13 protein-coding genes are annotated in these 15,923 nt (G+C 31.6%); 10 read left to right on the top strand and 3 right to left on the bottom strand.

Annotated elements, in window-relative coordinates; all coding sequences use genetic code 11:
• Entirely contained in the window at positions 1-2,232 is a 2,232-nt protein-coding gene (gene fdhF, locus DZ67_RS11305) for a formate dehydrogenase subunit alpha (protein WP_084021798.1), read from the bottom strand.
• A 136-nt stretch (positions 2,233-2,368) separates the two neighbouring features.
• Between fdhF and DZ67_RS0106125 the strand changes: the two genes are divergently transcribed.
• The 10 genes from DZ67_RS0106125 (at position 2,369) to selD (ending at position 12,713) form a co-directional block, all read left to right on the top strand.
• Positions 2,369-3,010, top strand: a complete 642-nt coding sequence (locus DZ67_RS0106125) for a Crp/Fnr family transcriptional regulator (protein WP_024790900.1) — start codon at positions 2,369-2,371, stop codon at positions 3,008-3,010.
• Between the two features lie 194 nt (positions 3,011-3,204).
• A complete protein-coding gene (locus DZ67_RS0106120; RefSeq protein WP_024787779.1) occupies positions 3,205-4,518 on the top strand; it encodes a double-cubane-cluster-containing anaerobic reductase in 1,314 nt (437 codons plus the stop codon).
• Complete coding sequence (locus DZ67_RS0106115; protein ID WP_024787778.1) at positions 4,518-5,285, top strand: acyl-CoA dehydratase activase; 768 nt, start codon at positions 4,518-4,520, stop codon at positions 5,283-5,285. The genes DZ67_RS0106120 and DZ67_RS0106115 overlap by 1 nt, the downstream gene beginning before the upstream one ends.
• Entirely contained in the window at positions 5,278-5,868 is a 591-nt protein-coding gene (gene yedF, locus DZ67_RS0106110) for a sulfurtransferase-like selenium metabolism protein YedF (RefSeq protein ID WP_024787777.1), read from the top strand. Before DZ67_RS0106115 ends, yedF begins: the two co-directional genes overlap by 8 nt.
• Before the next feature lie 8 nt (positions 5,869-5,876).
• Positions 5,877-9,305 carry a molybdopterin-dependent oxidoreductase gene (locus tag DZ67_RS0106105; protein WP_024787776.1) on the top strand — a complete coding sequence of 1,143 codons (3,429 nt, stop codon included), beginning with the start codon at positions 5,877-5,879 and terminating at the stop codon, positions 9,303-9,305.
• 11 nt (positions 9,306-9,316) lie between these two features.
• Positions 9,317-10,441, top strand: a complete 1,125-nt coding sequence (locus tag DZ67_RS0106100; protein ID WP_024787775.1) for a transglutaminase domain-containing protein — start codon at positions 9,317-9,319, stop codon at positions 10,439-10,441.
• Positions 10,441-11,025 (top strand): mercuric transporter MerT family protein, encoded by a 585-nt coding sequence (locus tag DZ67_RS0106095; protein WP_024787774.1) that lies wholly within the window; start codon positions 10,441-10,443, stop codon positions 11,023-11,025. Before DZ67_RS0106100 ends, DZ67_RS0106095 begins: the two co-directional genes overlap by 1 nt.
• Positions 11,026-11,307 (top strand): heavy-metal-associated domain-containing protein, encoded by a 282-nt coding sequence (locus tag DZ67_RS0106090; protein WP_024787773.1) that lies wholly within the window; start codon positions 11,026-11,028, stop codon positions 11,305-11,307. It begins immediately after the preceding gene.
• Entirely contained in the window at positions 11,304-11,660 is a 357-nt protein-coding gene (locus DZ67_RS0106085) for a DsrE/DsrF/TusD sulfur relay family protein (RefSeq protein WP_024787772.1), read from the top strand. Before DZ67_RS0106090 ends, DZ67_RS0106085 begins: the two co-directional genes overlap by 4 nt.
• 9 nt (positions 11,661-11,669) lie before the next feature.
• Positions 11,670-12,713 (top strand): selenide, water dikinase SelD, encoded by a 1,044-nt coding sequence (gene selD, locus DZ67_RS0106080; protein ID WP_084021797.1) that lies wholly within the window; start codon positions 11,670-11,672, stop codon positions 12,711-12,713.
• 10 nt (positions 12,714-12,723) lie between these two features.
• Here the strand turns inward: selD and selB are convergent, their stop codons facing one another.
• Entirely contained in the window at positions 12,724-14,553 is a 1,830-nt protein-coding gene (selB, locus tag DZ67_RS0106075; RefSeq protein ID WP_024787770.1) for a selenocysteine-specific translation elongation factor, read from the bottom strand.
• Positions 14,550-15,899, bottom strand: a complete 1,350-nt coding sequence (selA, locus tag DZ67_RS0106070) for an L-seryl-tRNA(Sec) selenium transferase (protein ID WP_024791902.1) — start codon at positions 15,897-15,899, stop codon at positions 14,550-14,552. Before selA ends, selB begins: the two co-directional genes overlap by 4 nt.
• Positions 15,900-15,923 lie beyond the last annotated feature (24 nt).

Genomic DNA, 15,923 nt, shown 5'->3' with positions numbered 1-15,923 from the left:
TTAACCCCTCCTTTCAATAATTTCAGGTTCTATTTCTCTAAGAATTTCTGTTCTTATTTTTAAAAACTCTTCTTCGGAAATTTTTTTAATATCCGCTATTGACATTTTAAGCGGCGGCATTCCTGATACCGGGTCTGATTCTTCTGCATTGGTAAGTTCGTTTCCGTCTGCTTCCGCATAATGAAATGTGGTAAATATAGTTCCGTATCTTAAGTCTTTATTTACCAACACTTTCGCAGCAATCTTTCCTCTTTTATTATAAACCACGGCATAGCATCCATTCTCCAAATTTTTTTCTCTTGCTATATCTTCGCTGACCTCAATAACAGGTCCCATAATATCTGCTCCCATTTCCAAAGGTTTGCATTTTCTTGTCATTGTTCCTGTATGATAATGGTAAACTTTCCTGCCTGTTGTGTACATACAAGGATATTCTTCTGTAGGCTGTTCACTAGGACACCCAACGCCTACAGGATAATCATCAGGAATATTAAAAGTTTTTCTTAATTTATTTTCTAAAACAATTCTTTCATTTTTATCAAGTGTATAACCGATAGGTACAAGTCTGAATTTTCCGTCAGGTAAAAAAGATTTGTTATCTTCATACAAATAAGGAGTTCCCTGATGCTCTTCATCGGGGCAAGGCCAGTTTATTCCGTTTAATTTAGCCATTCTTTCATAAGTAATACCTTTAAATTTGAAAGGATTTAATTTTCTGACTTCATTCCAAATTTCCTCAGCCGTATTAAAATTAAAACCTTTTAATCCTACTCTGTTTGCTACATTACAGATTACTTTCCAGTCCGGATTTAAATTTGCAGGAGGCTCAACAGCTTTTCTTACCAATTGAACTTTTCTTGAAGTGTTACTAAATGTTCCGTCTTTTTCACCCCAGCACGCACTTGGCAATACAACATCCGCTTCCTGGGCTGTTTCTGTCAAAAATATATCCTGAACAACTATAAAATCTGTTTTTTTCAAAGCGTGAATAAAATGTTCCGTCCACGGATCGCTCATTACAGGATTCTCTCCAAAAATATATAAAAATTTCACTTTTCCCTCATCAATTGCATGAGGTACCTGAGAAAGCTTTAATCCCGGGTTAGAATTTATTTTGAATCCCCAAATTTCCTCAGCTTTTTCACGGGCTTTTGGATTAGTCACTTTTCCGCTTGGCAAATCACCAGGAAGAGCACCCATATCACCTGCACCCTGAACATTGTTTTGGCCTCTTAATGGATTGACACCCCCTCCTTTTTTACCTAAATTTCCTGTAACAACTGCAAGGTTTGAAACATCCATTACATTATATGTTCCGTCTATAAACTGAGTAATTCCCATTGTATAAAGTATTGCGGAAGGATTTCCTTTTGCATATAATTCAGTAGCTTCAATCAAAAGTTCTTTTGACACACCTGTTTCTTTTTCCACTTTTTCAAAAGTAAAATCTTTAACTGTTTCTTTTAACCATTCGAATCCGTTTGTATATTTCTCAACAAATTCTTTATCATATAAATTGTTTTGAATAATATAATTTATCATTGCATTAATTAAAGGTATATTATATCCGCTCGGTATCTGGATAAATATATCCGCTTTTTTTGCCATATCTGTTTTTTTAATGTCAATTACAACAAGCTTTGCACCTCTCTCAAGGCCTCTTAAAACCTGCATAGCTATAATAGGGTGGCATTCGCTTGTATTTGTACCTATAAGCAAAAAAACATCCGTATCTGTTGCAAATTCCGCTAAATCGTTTGTCATAGTCCCGCTTCCAAGTGTTTTAGCCAGACCGGCTACTGTAGGACCGTGTCAAAAACGAGCACAGTGGTCTACATTATTTGAACCAAGTGCCCTTATAAATTTTTGAAAAATATAATTTTCTTCATTTGTACATCTTGCTGATGAAAAACCCACAACACTATCAGATGAATATTTTTCAACTGTTTCTTTTAATTTTGAAGCAACAAGAGCGTATGCCTCTTCCCATGAAGATTCTTCCAAACGCCCATCTCTTGAATATTTACCATCTTTTTTTCTGATTAAAGGTTTGGTCAGTCTTTTTGGAGAATGTATATATTCCCATCCAAACATACCTTTTAGACACAATTCACCGTCATTTACAGGATGGTTTTTAGTGCCTTCCGCTTTAACGACTCTTCCGTTTTCAACAATCAAATCTATATTACAACCTGTCCCACAATAAGGACATGTGGTTTGTACTTTTGTCATTATTCCTCCTTTTGGGATTTTTATTCATCAAAATAATATATCTTTTTTATAAACAACCGTGTCATATAAAAGACGCTCTGATTACAAATGAATAATAATTCATTATTTGTTATAATTCCATATAAAAGGAGTTAAAATGAAATTTTGCAGAATTAAAATTGACAGTTTTGATATAGAAAAAATTTTAAGTAAAGAAGATTTATCAAAATTTGTAAAAATGCATTTTAAAAAAGGGGAAATATTTTATCCTGAAGAAAAAACAAAACTGTTAATTTTTAAAGAAGGTGAAGCAAAAGTTTCTTTTTTATATGAAGACAAAGAATTTATATTATATTTTTTATCGAAAAATAATATATATGTAATGCATCCGGAATCTATAATTGAATTTATAAGCGACTCCGTTGTTTTATCTCTTGATGTTACAAAATATTCTGCCGTTTTCGATAATCCTATGTTTTGTAATTCTGTATTAAATTCATTCAGAAATATTATGATGGTTGAAAAAGATATCATTAAAGGCTTGGTTTTTGAAAACTGCAAAAGAAGAATAATTTCATTTCTTTTGGAAATTGCAAAAAAAAGCGGTAAAAAAACTGATGAAGGTATTGAAATAGACTTATCTTTAAGCATAAAAGATTTGGCAACTTTTATCGGTTCGCAAAGACAGACTACTTCCAAATTTTTTAACCAGCTGATAAAAGAAAAAATTTTGAAAAAAATCGGCAAAGACAAATACATCATTATAGATATGAAAAAATTAAAAAATTATTTACAATAATTTAAACTTTAAGCAAACTTTAAGAAAAAAAGAGTTATAATTCTCTAATTAAGCTCCCAGGCTGGGAAACACATGAGGCATAAACTTCAAAAAAGCTTCATGATGTACTTCTAAAACCTTCAAGATAAAATGTTGTTAAAAGGATAAGGCTTATCCTAAAAAAATAAAAATTAAAAAATTAAAAAAGGATAAGTATGTCTAAAGATTACACACCTATGTATCAAGAATTAGGAATGGATGTAGAAAAACACAATGAACTCTTAGCTGCTCTTGGTGAAATATATCCTGAGTTTTATTTAAAGCAGGAAAACAGACCAAAAGCAATGGAATATTTTGATTATGTAATGAGTGAAATACACGGTAAAAGAATAGAAGAAATTTTAGAAAAGAAAAAAGAAGGAAAACCTTTAGTTGGAACTTTTTGTATATTTGTCCCGGAAGAGATTGTTGTCGGGGCTGAGGGAGTATGTTACGGATTATGCGGCGGGGCTGAATTTTCTATTGCAGATGCCGAAAGGGATTTACCGAGAAATATATGCCCTTTAATTAAATCTGCGTATGGATTTAAAGTTCAAAAAACATGTCCGTATACACAGGCTTCAGATTTTATTTACGGGGAAACAAGCTGCGAAGCTAAGAAAAAAACGTGGGAAATTTTAAACGAATTGCACCCAACTCATGTAATGCATATTCCTCAAATGAAAAGAGAAAAAGAAAAAAAACTTTGGAAAAGTGAAGTTTATGATTTTAAAAAACATATAGAATCAATTATAGGAAAAGAACTTACATTTGAAGAGCTTAAAAAGGGAATTGAAATAATAAACAAAAAAAGAGAAGCAATGCAGCGTCTTGACAAATTAAGGGGAATGTATCCTGATGTTGTGCCAATTAGCGGGAAAGACGGGCTTTTAATTAACCAAATCTCTTTTTATGATGACCCTGAGAGATTTACAAAAAAAGTAAATGAACTATGCGACGAACTTGAAGAAAGAATCAAAAACAAAGTTTCAGTCGTGCCAAAAGACACTCCTAGAATTATGGTGATAGGTACGCCTATGGCGCCTCCAAACTGGAAACTTCACCATATAGTAGAAACTACAGGAGGAGCAATAATAAACGAAGAAGCCTGCATAGGCCACAGATATTATAAAGACAATATCCAAACAGAAAATGCAAAAAACATTGATGATTTGATGAATAATATGCTCGATAGATATATGAAAATAGACTGTGCATGCTTTACTCCAAATGATGATAGAATAGATAAAATAATCAAAATGTATAAAGAAAGAAAAGCTGACGGTATTATTTATTATTCACTCTCTTTTTGCCATACATACAATGTAGAATCAAAAAGAGTAATAGACAGACTTCAGGCTGAAAACATTCCTGTACTTAGAATTGAATCAGACTATTCAATGGAAGATATGGGTCAGATTAAAACAAGGGTTGAAGCGTTTTTGGAAAGTATTTCATTTAAAAAGAACGTTAAATTTAAAGGATTTTAATGTATTACGGAGTTGACATAGGCTCAACCTATACAAAAATTGTTGGAATTGATGATAATAAAAACATAATTGACATTAAAGTATTGGATACCGTTATAAATCCCGACGAGCAGGTAAAAGAATATTTAAAAGATAAGCCAATAGAAACTTTGGTCGCAACAGGTTATGGAAGATATATGATACAAGAAGCGTTTGACGTTCCGGTAATCAGTGAAATAAAAGCCCATGCCAAAGGGGCTTATTTTTTCTTTTCCGATGTAAGAACTGTTATTGATTTAGGAGGACAGGACAGCAAGGTAATAAAAGTAACCGAAGGTGGAAATTTTGATAATTTCAAAATGAATGACAAATGCGCTGCCGGAACCGGAAAATTTATAGAAATGGCGGCTGCGAAACTCCAGATTCCGCTTGATGAATTTGGGGATTTTTGCAAAAATGCCGACAAAGTTATTCAAATTTCTTCAATGTGTGCGGTGTTTGCAGAATCTGAAGTAATTTCACTTATAGCAAAAAAAGAAAAACCTGAGAATATAGGATATGGAATTATTGATTCAATTGCTAATAGACTTGCCGGAATGGCCAAAAGCATTAGACCGGAAGACAAAATTGTTTTTACAGGGGGAGGTGCTAAAAATTCACTTCTTAGGGAATTGCTTTCAAAAAAATTAAAAAAAGAAGTATATACACCGGAATATCCTCAGATGATGGGGGCATTTGGAGCGGCTCTTGCCGGATACGAAACAACAAAAGGAGTAACAAATGAATAAAAAAATAGACTGTAGAAATGCGGCATGTCCAAAACCTGTGCTTGATACAAAAAAAGCCCTCGAAGAGATGGACGAAGGAATTTTGGAGGTTTTGGTAAATTCTGTTTCATCCGTTCAAAATGTTAAAAGATTTGCGGCAAACCAGGGACTGGTTGCAGAAGAAGAAAAACTGGATAACGGTGAAACCATAATCAGGATTGTAAAAGGTTATGAATGCAGCATTGCACCAAAAGAAGAAGATAATGATAAATTTTTAGATAAGGTGCTTTTTATAAAAGACGACAAAGTTGGCGAAGGAGAACTTGGGCATATATTAATGGAAGGATTTTTAAAAACAACACTCGAATTTAAAAAACTTCCTGAAATTATAGTTTGCGTAAACAAAGGCGTATTTTTAACCACTAAAAATGAAAAAACAATAGAAATTTTAAAAGAATTTGAAAAAAGAGGCGTAAAAATTTATTCATGCGGTGTTTGTATGAATTTTTACAAAATTCCTCCAGAAGAACTAAAAGTTGGAGAAATAGGAAATGCATACGACACAATGGACTTTTTACTGCATAAAAATACGATAAGTTTATAAGGAAAACAATGGAAAGAAGAGAATTTTTAAAAATTGGAGCATTTAGTGTTTTAATCAGCACAACAACATTTAAATTTGCTAATGCTGAAGAAAATGAATTTATGCCTGTTTTAATATATGACCAAAGCAGATGTTTAGACTGCAAAAGCTGTATGGCAGCATGTCAACTTGAAAAAAATCTTCCTTATGATGTAGTGTTTTTCAAAATAGAAAAAGAAGAAATAGGAGAATATCCAAAAGCCAAATTAATTACAAAACAAAAAAACATTTGTGCTGAGTGTTATACAAAACCTTGTTTAAAAGCATGTGAATATAATGCAATTAGTGTAAAAGATGGAGTTATATTAATAAATGAAGACAAATGTGATATCAATTGTGCCGAAAATAAACAAAGTTGTGCTAAAGCCTGTCCTTTTGACGCTATAGTTTTTGATAAAAAAGCAAAAAAATGCGATATGTGTTTTGACAGAATTATTCAAGGAGACATTCCAAGATGTGTCAGTATTTGCCCAGGCGGGGCTTTAGTTTATGGAAATCTTAAAAATCCTAAAGGAAAATTAAAAGAACTTCTAGAAAACAATCCAACTTTAAAATATGCACTTTATCACCATTTAGCGACTTTTACTGATGTTACACCTATTTATAAAGAAAAATATGGATTTTATGAAACAAAAAAACCAAAAGCAGATAAAATAGTAAATACCGTCTGTTTAGCTTGTAATGCAAGATGCGGTTTAAGAATAGCCGTTAAAGACAACAAATGTGTACAAGTTGATGGAAATCCTTATCACCCATATAATAGAGATTTCAACCAAATTTCTTATTCAACAGATATAGAAAAAAGTTTTAAATATTCAGCATCAACGTGTGCAAAACCGCAAATGAATAATGAATATGTTTATAATCCTTACAGAATAACAAAACCTTTAAAAAGAATCGGTGAAAGAGGAAGCGGAAAATTCGAACCTATAGATTGGGATACTTTAATAAATGAAATAGCTTTCGGAGGTAAAAATTTTAAACATTTAGGGGATGAAACATATTATCCAGGCATAAAAGATATTTTATCTGATGAACCTATCAATAAAGAAGCTGAAGAATTAGGTTCTAAAAGAAACCAATTTGTATGGTTTACAGGACGTTCCCAAGGAGGAAGAGTAGATTTTATAAAAAGATGGGTTTATAATTCTATCGGTTCAAAAAATTATATTGCACATACTGATATATGTGGTATCGGCTTTAGAATGGGTAATTACGCTTTTACAGACGGAAAAGAAGCTGAAATGAAGGCAGATTTTCAAAATTGTAAATATATGTTAATATTTGGTGCTAATATTTATTCAGCATTACAGCCTGGAGTAAATACATCAGGAAGTATAATTGCAAAAAGAACTGCAAATAATGATTTAAAAATCGTATTAATTGATCCAAAAGCTCCAAAAGCAGTAAAAGTTGCTCACAAATGGATACCGATAACCCCTACTAAAGACGGTGCATTAGCTATGGGTATAATAAGAATACTCATAGAAAATAACTGGTATGATAAAAACTTTTTAAGAATTCCTTCTTTAAAAGAAGCTAAAAATAAAAAAAGATCAACATTTTCAAATGCTACACATTTAGTAATAATTGATAAAGAAAACAAAAATTATGGAAAATTTTTAAGAGGGTCAGATATTGGACTAAAAAATGATGATTTTATGGTTTATGAAAATGGAAAAATTATTCCTTCAAATAATGCTAAAAATCCAAAATTAGAATATGAAGGTAAAATAAAAGGAATAAAGGTAGTTACAGCATTTAAAATAATGAAAAACTCTGTTTTTGAACATTCAATTGATGATTATGCTAAAGAATGCGGAGTTAATAAAAAAAACATTTATATATTGGCAAAAGAATTTTGGGAAAATGCCCCACACAGTGCAGCTTTTGCGTATCATGGAGGAGGAAACTATATAAACGGAACTTATGCAAGTTATGCAATTTCTATGTTAAATGCATTAATTGGAAATGTAAACAGAAAAGGAGGATATTTAGGAAGAGGCAAAAAAGCAGCTGATTGGAAAAAAGGCGTTTATGATTTAACAAAATTTGCTGGAATGAAAAAGCCTCAAGGTATTAAAATTTCAAGAGAAAAAGCAAAATATGAAGAAACTGCAGAATTTAAAAAACATGGATACCCATCAAAATTACCTTGGTATGAATTTACTAAAGGAGGATTAAGTGTAGCCGCAATGAGCGGTATAGACCAAAAATATCCTTATAATATAAAAATTTTATTTACATACTTCTCTAATATAATATATTCTATGCCTGGAGGATACAGATTTGAATCTACGTTAAAAAATAAAACAAAAGTTCCTCTGTTTGTATCAATAGACACAACTATTAATGAAACAAATATCTATGCAGATTATATAATTCCTGATGTATCGTATTTAGAAGGACATTATGGCTTTTTAAATCCACATGCTCCTGGAGGTCATTTTACTGGTGTTAGAACACCTATAATAGAGCCTCTCACAAAAAATAATATTAATTTAGAAAAATTTTTGATTGACCTTTCTAAAAAATTAAAATTACCTGGTTATGGAGAAAAAGCTATAAACAATAAATTTTCTTTAAATACCCAAGAAGATTATTATCTAAGAGGTATTTACAATCTTGCACACAATGCAAAAATATCTAAGGCTGATAAAAAAACTATTGATTATGTAGAAAAAAATTATATTGTTACAAAACACAAACATATTTTACAATCAGAAGAATGGGAAAAAGTATGTAATGTTTTAGCAAAAGGAGGTGTATTTAAAGAGAACAATTGGTTTGATGAAAATGACAATTATATATTTGGTTTTGAAAAAATACATATATATAATGAAAAACTTGCAACTTCTACAAATACCATAATAGGAGAAAAAAATTTCGGTACATTAAAATTGATTAAAACCGATAATCGATTTGGATTTTATTTAACATCATACAAATCGGCATTACATACACAATCAAGAACTATATGTTTAGATAAAGCCCTTTATTACGAACCAGATATTACATTAAAAATAAACCCAATTGATGCTAAAAAATTAGGATTAAAAGACTATGACAAAGTAAAAATAGTAAATGAAGATGGAAAAAATCTAATTACGACAATTAAAATTACAAATTTTGTTGCCAAAGGATGCTGTGCTTATTCGCATCATTTTGGACACTGGCAACACGGAGCAAATACTTTATTTATAAAAAATGCTGCTGATGTAATGTTAGGAGATGTTACTAAAAATAATTACGTAATTCCTGATAAAAAAAGAGCAATGGGAATTTGTGTAAATAAAATTAGTAAATTAGACAAAAAATTTTATGATTTACCTTTGGTTGATCCGATCGGAGGTATACCAGATTTTAGTTCAACAAAAATAAAAATACAAAAAATTTAAAAGGAGTAAAAATGGAAAGAAGAGAATTTTTAAAAACAGGTGCGGCTTTAGGCGTGGCAGCTTCTATGCCAAGTATAGTAAGTGCTAACGATGAAAACACAAGAAGATTCAGGGTTGAATATTATTTTGACATAAAATACGACGAGTCAATTTATCCTGCAAGATTATGGAACCCGCTTCCATATAATGCACCATATCAAAAAGTTAAATTTTTAAGATTTGGCGGAAATTATAACGATTATGATATTAACAATAAAAATGAATATGATGCAAATACTTTTTATGCATATTGGGAAAAATCAGCTATGCCTAAAATTTTGACCATGGAAATGGAAATTGAAACAAAAGATAGAAGTGTTCCATTAAAATTAATAGAAGAAGCCAGCAAAAAAAATCTTCCTTTTCCAAAAGAAGTGTTAAAATATCTTGAACCTACTGCCCATATTCCTACTGACGGACTTGTAAAAGAAGTGGCGGAACTTATCACAAAAGGTAAAAAAGACAGATTTGAAAAAGTAAAAGCAATTTATTTATGGTGTACAGCCCATACATTCAGAAATCCAAAAACTATTGGATGTGGAAAAGGTGAAGTTGGCAAAATGATGCAGGAGCAAAAAAAACCGACAGCCGAATATATTTATAAAAACGGATGGTTTGGAGGAAAATGTACAGATTTAAGCTCACTTTTTACCGCCCTAACAAGAGCGGCAGGCATTCCTGCAAGAGAGGTTTTTGGTATCAGACTTGGAAAAAGCCACTTTGACAAGGCCCTTGGAAAAAGTGACAGCAAAGGTTTTGCAAATATTACCACTTGGCAACACTGCAGGGCTGAATATTATATTCCAGGGGCCGGATGGATACCTACAGACCCTGCTGATGTTACAAAACTAGAATTAGTTGAAAAATATCCTTACAACCACCCAAAAGTTCAAAAATTAGTAAAAAAATATCTGCATTCATGGGAAATGAACTGGGTTGGATTTAATCATGCAAGAGATTTCATACTTTATCCAAAACCTGTTCAATATCCATTAAATATGTTTGGTTATCCGTATGCAGAGGTAAATGATGATGTGTTAAATTATTATGTTCCAAAAAGTTTTGAATATAAAATTACTTCTCAGGAACTGTTTTAATGGTAAAAAAGCTGGATTTAAGAAATTTAGCTTGTCCGGAACCAGTTCTTAAAACAAAAGAGGCATTAGAGGAAATAGAAGAAGGAATTATTGAAATAAGACTTAATTCCTTCTCTTCTATTCAAAATGTAAAAAGATTTTTGCAAACGCAAGGAATTTATTTTAATGAAAAAAAAGAAGGAAAAGATACAATAATAAATGCTATAAAAGGTTACAGTTGCGAAATTCAAAATGAAAGTAAAGAGTCAAAATCTTTTTGGGCTTTAATAGCAGGTGCGGCAATAACAGCAATTTTGGCTAGCACATGCTGTTTAGGGCCTTTGCTTTTTTTGATTTTTGGAGTAAGTGTCGGCAGTCTTTCATTTTTACATATTTTTGCACCATATAGAATATACTTTACAATTGCGGCTGTTGTAATTATTGTTTATCTGTGGATAAATTATTTCTTTAAACTTAGAAAAAGGCCTGTTTGCAGTGGCAGTATTTGCAAAAATTATGTAAAATATTTAAGTATAGGTACTGTTTTTGTACTAATTATGCTGACTTACCCTTTTTGGGCTCAATATCTGTTTATGGGAGAATAAATGAAAAAAATTATTTTAAATTTAATATTATTTTGTTCACTTTTTGGTGCTGAAAAAATAGCTATTATTAAAGTAAGTGGAATGACTTGTCCATTATGTACAATGGCTGTAAAAAGAAGCTTAAAAATGACACCGGGTGTTATAAAAGCAAAAGTACTACTAAACACTAAAACAGCAACGGTAATTTTTGACGATACAAAAACAACACCTCAAAAACTGTTACACGCAATAGAAATCGTAGGTTATAAAGGAAAAATAAAAGAAATTAAGGAGGTTAAATGAAAATTTTAATTATATTCAATCACGAACCTTATGACGGAAGTGATGTTGCTTGGAACGGGCTTAGACTTGCAAAAGTTTTATTTGAAAAAGGAAACGATGTAAAAATTTTTTTAATGAATGATGCCGTGGATATGGCAAGGGATTGCAATAAAAAACCAGAAACTTACGATAACGATTTGGTTGCAATGTTAAAAGAAATGTATCAAAACGGTATAAAATTAAAAGTATGCGGCACATGTCAGGCAAGATGTGGATTATTTAAAAACGAGCCATATTTTGCACCTGAAATCAAAGCTACAATGAAAGACTTGGCTGCCTGGGTTGAAGAAGCAGACAAAGTTATAACATTTTAAAGGATATATATGCTTAAATTAAACAACAGCGCAAAACTTACAAAATATGTAAGAGCAGCCGGCTGAGCAGGAAAATTGGCTCCGGAGGAGCTAAACAAAGCTACAAAAGTTCTTGATGGAAAAAACGAAAATTTAATAGTCGGATTTGAAGGAAATGAGGATGCAAGTGTTTATAAATTGAGTGATAATATAGCACTTGTACAAACAGCCGATTTTATTACACCTGTTGTTGACGACCCGTTTATTTACGGACAAATTGCAGCTGCAAATTCCCTAAGCGATGTGTTTGCAATGGGAGGAGATGTTAAAACAGCACTTAATTTAGTCGGATTTGATAATTGTCATCATGGAAAAGATGTATTAAACGAAATTTTAAAAGGCGGTGAAAATAAAATAAAAGAGTGCGGAGGGGTATTGGCCGGAGGCCATACAATAGAAACTCCCGAAATGATTTACGGACTTAGCGTTACAGGTACAATTCATCCTCAAAAAATTATAAGGAACAATACATTAAAAAAAGATGATGTAATTGTGCTTACAAAACCGCTTGGAATGGGAATTTTAACAACAGCAATAAAAGCTGATTTAGTAGATGAAACAACAGCTTCTGAAGTAGCTGAAATTTTAAGGACATTAAATTACAAACCAAGTCTCATTGCAAGAGAAATCGGTGTAAATGCAATGACTGACGTTACAGGTTTTGGTCTTTTAGGACATTTATATGAAATGAGTGCTAATAATTTCACTATAGAAATAGAATTTGAAAAAGTGCCTTTCCTAAAAGAAGCGATTAATCAGGCATCCATGGGAATAATTCCTGCCGGAAGCTATAATAACCAGCTATTTTTAGAAGGAAAAGTAAAATTTGAAAAAGAACTCAGTTTTGAAGAGCAGATGATTTTATTTGACGCCCAAACAAGCGGAGGACTTTTAATCAGCGCCTCTCAAGAAAAAGTTAATGAACTTTTAAAAAGAATGGAAAATGAAGGAGTGAGTGCTAAAGCAATAGCAACTGTTAAGGAATTTAAAGAGTTTCCTTTAGTTGTTAAATAATTTTTCCTTCTTATTTCTTCAAATATCTTTTATTATCTACTTTAACAATATCCCCCATATTGTCCAAATAATCAAGATAAGCCACAATATATTTTCTGCTCATAGGCATCTCTTCTTTAAATGTTTTAATATCAATATATCCTTTTTTCTCCATAATTTCCCGCATTTTTTTCATTGCATAATTTATATTTTTATCACTTACAAACAAATTATGGGCAAGCCTTACAACTTTTTTAGCCTTAGTCAGGTTCTTCATAGCCTGATCGCCCACTTTTCTGTCAATATTTAATTTTTCGTATATATTATAAGGTGCTTCGGGAGTCAAGCCGGAATTATCCAAAAGCGAATAAAGCCTGTGCTCGACTGATTTTTCAATATTCACTTCACCAAGATCTTTTCTTTTATAAATATTGCCTTCTTTTATTAAAAATCCTTCTTCCACAAATTCATTTAAAACAGTTTCAATCAATTTTTCACTCGCCCATTTTAATCTGAGTTTCAGTGATGCAGGAGAAAGAAAGGCAAATTTGTTTTTTTCATAAGTTTCTTTTATCACATTTTCTATCTCTTTTTTTACATCCATTGAAAAAATATTATAATTTTCTTCATCTATAAAGACATTTTTTAATGTTTTTGCAATACCGAGAGCTTCATCGGGCGAAAAATTAAATCTCTGATAACTTTGAAGAAGTCCGAAACCTTTTTTGTGATTTTCAACCAAAATAGAAAATGCTTTTTGGAAATCCCTTTGTTTTAAAGCATTTAACAGCAATAATTTTTTATTTCTTTTAATAGGGTCGCTTATAGGATTTAAAATTTCGCCTCCTCCGATAACCCTTCCTTTATGAAGCACCACAAACGGATCTTCATAAACAAAAAATCCTTTTTCCTGCAACTTCATAGTTGCAAAACCTTCTTTTGCATTTGAATCAAACATCAAAATTTTCGCAGGTATTCTTTTTGCACCGCTTATAAATAAAACTTCCATATTATGCTTAATCTCTTTTCCTTCAACCGGTGCAATATAAACATCAATTAATTTAAATCCTCTTAAGTATCCTTTTGTACTTAACAAATATCCTTTTTTAAGTTCATTGTGTGAAATATTGAGATTAATGGCAAGTCTTTGATGGGTATGGGCAACACTAACATTTTCACCATGAACCTGCAGGTTTTTAACCGTTGTAACAGTAGCCGTTTCATTAATATAAACTTTATCTTTAAGTCTGACTTTTCCGCTTAAAACAGTCCCTGTTACAACAGTTCCTATTCCTTTTAGGGAAAACACCCTGTCTATATAGTATCTGAAAAATTTGGAATGTGTAATATTTCTCGGAGGCAGGTTAAACAGATAATTCTTAAGATTTTCTATAGTCTCAGGCATTTTAGTGGAAGTCGGGATAATATCAAGAAGCTTTAAATTCTTAAATTTAGCTATTAATTCTTTTATCTCTTTTTTTCTTTTTTCAATAGTCTCTTCACTTGCCAAATCTATTTTTGTCAAAGCCACAATGATATTTTTAACTTTTAAAATATCAAGTACTTCCAAATGCTCTATGGTCTGCGGCATAACACCTTCGTTTGCATCTATTGCAAAAAGCGTAGCGTCAAATCCAAACGCCCCGCTAATCATATTTTTTACAAGTTTTTCATGCCCCGGAACGTCTATAAATGCCACATTTACATCATCTCTTTTCATATTTGTAAAGCTTAAATCAATTGTAATTCCTCTCTCTTTTTCTTCTTTAAGCTCATCTCCGTTATATCCGGTCATAGCCTCAATCAAAGATGTTTTTCCATGGTCTACATGCCCTGCGGTTCCAATAATAATATTTCTCATTGTTTCACCTCACAGCTTATTAATTCATTTATTATATTTGCAAGTTTTTCTATTTCATCATCCTGAATTGTTCTTACATCAAGAACAAAATGTTCATTTTCTATTCTACCGATAACAAGTTTTTCCCTGAATTTTCTCTCCCAATTCACAGCATTTCCTTCAATTTCAATTACCAAGGTAGGAATGGCTTTATTTGGCATAGTCCCCCCGCCTACGTATGTTTTTGATTCTTTTATATTAGCCCTTAGGGCTGGTGTTAGGCTAAGTATTTTTTTTGCCCTGTTTTTAAGTTCATCAATAGATGCAAAAATCTGCCTTATAGTTGGAATTTTTTCATATTCTTTTTTAATATACGCTAAAGTGGTTGCCTGAATAAGGGAGAGTGTAATTTTATCTACCCTAAACATTCTTAATATCTGATTTTTTTTAAGTTTATTAATTAGCTCTTTTTTACCAACTATTATTCCTGCCTGAACACCTCCAAAAAGCTTATCTCCACTAAAACTTACAAGTGAAGGTGAAAATTTCATAATATCATTAATTGAAGGCTCAGCGTTTGAAAGTCCGTAAGGAAGCTTTGGAATATATGCACTTCCCAAATCATAATAATCAAGCAGATTATGTTTACGGGAAAGATTGACAATTTCATCAATATAAACTTCTTCACTAAACCCTTCAATAGTATAATTTGATTTGTGAACTTTCATAAGCATTGCTGTATTTTCATTGATTGCCTCTTCATAATCTCTTAGTTTTGTTTTATTTGTAGTTCCGACTTCAACAAGTTTTACACCGCTTGCTTTCATAACTTCAGGCACTCTGAAACTTCCCCCTATTTCAACAAGTTCGCCTCTTGACACTATAACCTCTTTGTCTTTTGCAAATGTGTTTAAAATCAAAAATACAGCCGCCGCATTATTATTAACAACCAACGCATCTTCACACCCAAAAAGAAAACTCAAATGTTTCGCACTGTGATGATACCTGTCCCCCCTTTTTCCTTTATCCAAATCATATTCTAAATTACAGTAATGCGTACTGACTTTCTTTGCTTCATCAAAAATCTCTTCATCTATCAAACTTCTGCCGAGATTTGTATGGATTGTAACACCTGTGGCATTAATTACATTAATTAAAGAAGGGCTTAATATGCCGCAAGCTTTTTTTTCAATTTCATTTATTATTTTATTTTCATCTATTTTATCTATTTTATTATTTTTTATTTTTTCTCTGAGTTCATTCAAAACTGAATGTATGGAATAAAGCAAAACATTCTCTGGAATATCTTGAAGATTTTTATTTTTTAAAAGTTTATCCACTTTTGGAATTTGTCTAAACAGATTCATTTCTTTCCTTTGTAAAATACCGCC

It is taken from the genome of Lebetimonas sp. JS138 (assembly GCF_000523335.1).
In the GTDB taxonomy this organism is placed as follows: domain Bacteria; phylum Campylobacterota; class Campylobacteria; order Campylobacterales; family Nautiliaceae; genus Lebetimonas.
This window is presented reverse-complemented; position numbering and strand designations above follow the sequence as displayed.

Excerpts from the sequence above, each read along its gene's own strand:
- selA (WP_024791902.1), bottom strand. The coding sequence starts at position 15,899 with ATGAATCTGTTTAGACAAATTCCAAAAGTGGATAAACTTTTAAAAAAT.
- DZ67_RS0106090 (WP_024787773.1), top strand. The coding sequence starts at position 11,026 with ATGAAAAAAATTATTTTAAATTTAATATTATTTTGTTCACTTTTTGGT.
- DZ67_RS0106105 (WP_024787776.1), top strand. The coding sequence starts at position 5,877 with ATGGAAAGAAGAGAATTTTTAAAAATTGGAGCATTTAGTGTTTTAATC.
- DZ67_RS0106085 (WP_024787772.1), top strand. The coding sequence starts at position 11,304 with ATGAAAATTTTAATTATATTCAATCACGAACCTTATGACGGAAGTGAT.
- DZ67_RS0106115 (WP_024787778.1), top strand. The coding sequence starts at position 4,518 with ATGTATTACGGAGTTGACATAGGCTCAACCTATACAAAAATTGTTGGA.
- DZ67_RS0106120 (WP_024787779.1), top strand. The coding sequence starts at position 3,205 with ATGTCTAAAGATTACACACCTATGTATCAAGAATTAGGAATGGATGTA.
- DZ67_RS0106095 (WP_024787774.1), top strand. The coding sequence starts at position 10,441 with ATGGTAAAAAAGCTGGATTTAAGAAATTTAGCTTGTCCGGAACCAGTT.
- selB (WP_024787770.1), bottom strand. The coding sequence starts at position 14,553 with ATGAGAAATATTATTATTGGAACCGCAGGGCATGTAGACCATGGAAAA.
- DZ67_RS0106100 (WP_024787775.1), top strand. The coding sequence starts at position 9,317 with ATGGAAAGAAGAGAATTTTTAAAAACAGGTGCGGCTTTAGGCGTGGCA.
- yedF (WP_024787777.1), top strand. The coding sequence starts at position 5,278 with ATGAATAAAAAAATAGACTGTAGAAATGCGGCATGTCCAAAACCTGTG.
- DZ67_RS0106125 (WP_024790900.1), top strand. The coding sequence starts at position 2,369 with ATGAAATTTTGCAGAATTAAAATTGACAGTTTTGATATAGAAAAAATT.